The sequence below is a fragment of the Marinospirillum sp. genome (assembly GCF_014859565.1).
This window is the reverse complement of sequence record NZ_JACUUA010000240.1, coordinates 1-4,589: the sequence shown is the minus strand read 5'-3', so window position 1 is coordinate 4,589 and position 4,589 is coordinate 1. Positions and strand designations below refer to the sequence as shown.

Genomic DNA, 4,589 nt, shown 5'->3' with positions numbered 1-4,589 from the left:
AGTGCGGGAACGGTAAGTGGGCATGGGCAACCTCATCTGAATTCTTGTTGGGATCAGCGTATTTTACAGCTATGCAGACTAAACGAAAGTATTTACAGTAGAAACAAAAAGCAAGTTGAAATGCGGTGGGCGGATATGGTTAAGTAGGCGTACCTATTAAGTTAATGCTAATAGGAAAACGGAAACACTCAGAACTTGGATATTGAGGATATTGGAAATGAAAAAATTATTTGCTGCTACTGCCATGGCCGTTGTACTTCCTTTTGCTGCATCTGCACACGCTGTTTCTGATGCTGGTTGTGGTCTGGGCAGTGTGCTGCTGGAAGGTCAGGATGGCTTGGTGATGAACGTACTGGCTGCGACTTTGAACGGCACTTCTGGTAACCAGACTTTTGGTATGACCACCGGTACCTTGAACTGCAGCACCGAGAATTCACTGCTGGCTCTGCAGAGCTTTGTAAACGACAACCTGGACACTCTGGCTGTTGACGCAGCTCGTGGCGAAGGCGAGTCTCTGGATACTCTGGCTACCCTGTGGGGCGTTAAGGCTTCTGACAAGGCTGTTTTCTCCCAGGCCACTCAAGCGCGTTTCAGCGACATCTTCTCTTCTGACAGTGTGACTGCAGAACAGGTTCTGGAAAACATGAACCGCGTAGTTTCTGAAGACCAACAGCTGTCTGCTTACACTCTGGGCTAATTTATAGCTTTTGAGTCATAAAATGCTGTCAGCTTTTTAGCTGGCAGCATTTTTTCATCTGCCATAATGATATTAACTAATCAATCAAGATAACCTCCCTACTATGCAAAACAAGGCAGCTTTAATTGTTGTTGTGCTGCTCTGCTTTTTCTCCGTTACGGTATACGCTGATACAAAAACGGTTGAGTTCAGCCAGATCAGTGCGACTGAAAAAGAACACCTGAGCAGTGAAAATGCCTGGTGGCGACTGATACATTACAAACGCCGTTTACAAGGTGTACGTAGTCAGGTCGATGATGACAAGTTTTTCCTGCACCCTCAGGGCGCACGTAATCCCGCTGCAGAACTGGACGCTACTCTTGCAGCATTAAACAATGCGTTGGTAGATGAACTCAATGAAGCAGACGATGTACGCTGCCGCTTCCCCGCTCGAACGGCCTGGTTGAATACCAAGCTGGATCAGCAGATCCCTGAGCGCCAGTGTGACGCATTGGAAGATTGGCTTGGCCGAATCGACGCGGGCAGCCTGTCGTTGATTTTCCCCGCTGCCTATATGAATAACGCTTCATCCATGTTTGGTCACAGCCTGCTGCGTATTGATGCGCGTGATAAACAACGGAACCCTGATCTGGTGGCCTGGGCCGTTAATTTTGCTGCAGTAGTTGATGAAGGTGATGGTGGTTTGGCCTATGCCATCAAAGGCATGATCGGGCAATATCCAGGCTATTTCAGCTTGATGCCCTACTACGAAAAAGTGAATGAATACAGTTATCTGGAAAGCCGAGATATTTGGGAATATCCACTGAGTCTCAGTGAGAAAGGTCTGCGTCGTGTGCTGTTACATATGTGGGAGTTGGATGAGGTACGTTTTGATTACTGGTTTTTTGATGAAAACTGCTCTTATCAATTACTGGCTTTATTATCTGTTGCTGAAGACCACCTTGATCTGACTCGGGGTTTTGATATTAAGGCATTGCCGGTGGATACTGTCAGAGCATTGAGCCAAGCTGGCTTGCTGGAAGATCAGGGACATTTCCGGCCATCATTTGCTACACGGCTTCAGTCCATGAGTGAGCAGGTTACATCAGATGAACTGGAGTTTGCCCGTATTCTGGTATTCGATCAACCTGATCCAGCGGGTTTATATTTACCTGAGTCTGTCCGTGCTGAGCGGGTATATGAGCTGGCTTTCCAGTGGCTCAATTTTCGTTTCCAGCACCAGAAGCTTCCACGTGATCAAGCAGCGCCGCAACTGCATCGTTTGTTGGTTGCTCGCTCAAAAGTACAAAATCGCTCCGGCTTCATACAGCCCGAGATACCTGAAGTTCCCCCGCATCAAGGCCATGATACCGCTCAGTGGTCTATTGGGTTCGGACAGCATGAATCTGAATTATTTATGCAGCTGGCTGCCAAGCCCTCCTACCATAGTCGCTTTGATGCAGTGGAGGGTTATCTACCCAATGCAGAAATCAATCTGTTTGAATTAACACTTCGTTATTACGAAGAAGAGGAGAGACTGGAACCCTGGCATCTTAAGCTGGTGGAGGTAGGAAACTATCTGCCCAGCTCACCCATTTTTCGTATGTCAGCATGGCGCGTACAGGTTGAGGCTGGTCGTGTTAACCCTTTAGCTAAAACAAAAGATGACTGGCGAACCCGTACAGGAGGTGGTTATGGGCGTGCCTGGGGCAGCACTGAAAATCTAATGACTTATCTGATGTTAGCTGCGGAACTTGAAGTCGGTCCACAGGCAGGTGTCAGCAAAAAAACAACTGATCCAGAATGGGCTATCGGGGCGGGGCTGGTTTCAGGATTTGTCTGGGAGCCTATCCGATCTCTGCGAACCGGGCTGGATGTACGCCTGATAAACTTCCCCGCTGGAGCAACAGGCAATGCACTTCATGCTGAAGGAACCGTGCAGTGGAACTATGCCCGTAACCAGTCCATTCGGTTACTAGGTCAGTTGGAAAAGCGCGAAGAAGAAAACCATCAGGTGCATCTGTCATGGCTCAGATTCTTTTAAGGCTGGTGATCAGTTTGTTGTTGCTGCAACTGAGTGGTTGCGGCAGCCTGTTTTACTGGCCGGAGCAAGGCTTGCGAGGCACACCGGATCAAATTGGCCTCACTTATGAGGATGTCCACCTGGTCAGCAAGGATGGTACAAAGCTGCATGGCTGGTTATTACCAACCCGAGATAGCGAACAGCCACTCGGGATGATATTTTTTCTGCATGGCAACGCAGAAAATATCAGTACCCATTTTTTTGCCTTGAACTGGATCACGCGCCATGGATGGGAGGTCTTCATTCTTGATTATCGAGGTTTTGGGCTGTCTGAAGGTCAGCCTGGTATAGCCGGAGTGCATCAGGATGCTTACGCAGGGTTAAAGTGGGCATTACAACGGGCGGAACAACAAAACCTGCCGCTGGTACTGCTTGGGCAGAGTATTGGGGCAACCACTGCAGCAACGCTCATGTCAGTTGCACCGGAGGCCGATCAACTGGCAGGCGTGGTTCTGGATAGTCCTTTTTCTGGTTATCGCCGAATCGCCCGTGAAAAACTTTCAGAAAGCTGGCTCACCTGGGTTTTTCAGTACCCTTTATCCTGGACGATCAGTGATCGACACAGCCCAGAGCGCTACATCCATCAGCGACCTGCTGTACCTTTGCTGATTATGCACAGTTGTGGTGATCAGGTTATTCCTTGCCAACATGGACAACGTTTGTACCAATTGGCTGCAGAACCTCGTTTTTATTTGCAGGATGAAGATGCCGCTCATATCAGAATGCTGGCACAGTTGAACTGGCGGCATGAACTACTGCAATGGTTGCAACAGTTGTAAAAATCTTGCCATTTTTTATCAGTCGTCCCCGCTACCAAGCCTGTCCGACAGGTAGGCTGGTTTAGGGGGCTTTTATCGACTGAAAATTTGCTCTACCGTTTTCATGGGTAAAAACATACGGATGCGCCCATTATGCTCGCATAAAGCTTCAAAACCATATTTTGCGTAAAATGACTGAGCCTGATCAGTAAGGCAGTCAACAATGATGGCGTAGGCTCTCATGTAGTGATTGACATCCCATAAGTATTTTAAAGCACGAATGAGACTGATCTTGCCTAAGCCAGAGCCATGAAATTCTTTGTGTACGGCCAGCTGAGCAAGCAAGAAAACAGGAACGGGATAACGAGGTAGCTTCTTTGCCAAATGTACAGGCAAGGTTTCACGGCTAATCGAACTGGGTGTAACACTATAAAATGCACAAATCGCATGTTTTTGATTGAGTAGTGGCTGGGTGCTGGGTAAAACCATGGTGCGACTGATACCCGCTTGCATATGTATCGCTGCCTGAGTTTTTAAAAACACATTTAACTCTTGTTCTCCACAATCAAATGAGCTGCGGTCATGTTTTGACTTGTTCAGCTCAACAAACTCCTTACCCCAGCTCACTTGATGCCACTCTCAGCTGTAAATTTCACTGCATCAAGCAAAGCCTGATTAGGTGCTTTGGCTTTATCACACGCAAGCATAAACTCATCAAAGACACTGTCTTTAACCAGGATGCTTTCGTGCTCTTTGATGACATGGGTAGCATCTTCGTTCACTAGCCGGACTATATACTCTGTTAAGCTTTTTAGTCCCAGCAAGGCTGATGCCTTTTCCGCTTTAGCCTTAATTTCTTCATCAAGGCGAATGTCTAAGCGTGCAGTTGCCATATTCCCTCCTGTGTACGGAACTTTTCCGTAACTCTGTCTGGATTATAACGTGCCAAATGAGGAAGTGCAATTTGTACGGAAAAATGACGGATACATTGCAGTCCAGCCGCTTATTAACTAGGCAGTTGCTTTGCCTCTGCGAGCCTGTTCTTTAAAACGGGCAGGCTCCAGGGCGTGTT

5 protein-coding genes are annotated in these 4,589 nt (G+C 47.7%); 3 read left to right on the top strand and 2 right to left on the bottom strand.

Annotated elements, in window-relative coordinates:
• Positions 1-217 precede the first annotated feature (217 nt).
• The 3 genes from IBX50_RS17420 (at position 218) to IBX50_RS17410 (ending at position 3,538) form a co-directional block, all read left to right on the top strand.
• Positions 218-697 (top strand): DUF3015 family protein, encoded by a 480-nt coding sequence (locus IBX50_RS17420; protein ID WP_292257570.1) that lies wholly within the window; start codon positions 218-220, stop codon positions 695-697.
• Between the two features lie 103 nt (positions 698-800).
• Positions 801-2,720, top strand: a complete 1,920-nt coding sequence (locus IBX50_RS17415) for a DUF4105 domain-containing protein (protein WP_292257569.1) — start codon at positions 801-803, stop codon at positions 2,718-2,720.
• Positions 2,702-3,538, top strand: a complete 837-nt coding sequence (locus IBX50_RS17410; protein WP_292257568.1) for an alpha/beta fold hydrolase — start codon at positions 2,702-2,704, stop codon at positions 3,536-3,538. Before IBX50_RS17415 ends, IBX50_RS17410 begins: the two co-directional genes overlap by 19 nt.
• A 72-nt stretch (positions 3,539-3,610) precedes the next feature.
• On the opposite strand, the gene IBX50_RS17405 is transcribed toward IBX50_RS17410, so the two are convergent.
• Together IBX50_RS17405 and IBX50_RS17400 are read right to left on the bottom strand one after the other, a co-directional pair.
• Positions 3,611-4,144: a GNAT family N-acetyltransferase gene (locus IBX50_RS17405; protein WP_292257567.1), complete on the bottom strand. Its 534-nt coding sequence runs from the start codon at positions 4,142-4,144 to the stop codon at positions 3,611-3,613.
• Positions 4,141-4,410, bottom strand: coding sequence for a DUF1778 domain-containing protein (locus IBX50_RS17400; protein WP_292257566.1), 270 nt, complete (start codon positions 4,408-4,410; stop codon positions 4,141-4,143). Before IBX50_RS17400 ends, IBX50_RS17405 begins: the two co-directional genes overlap by 4 nt.
• Positions 4,411-4,589: the final 179 nt, after the last annotated feature.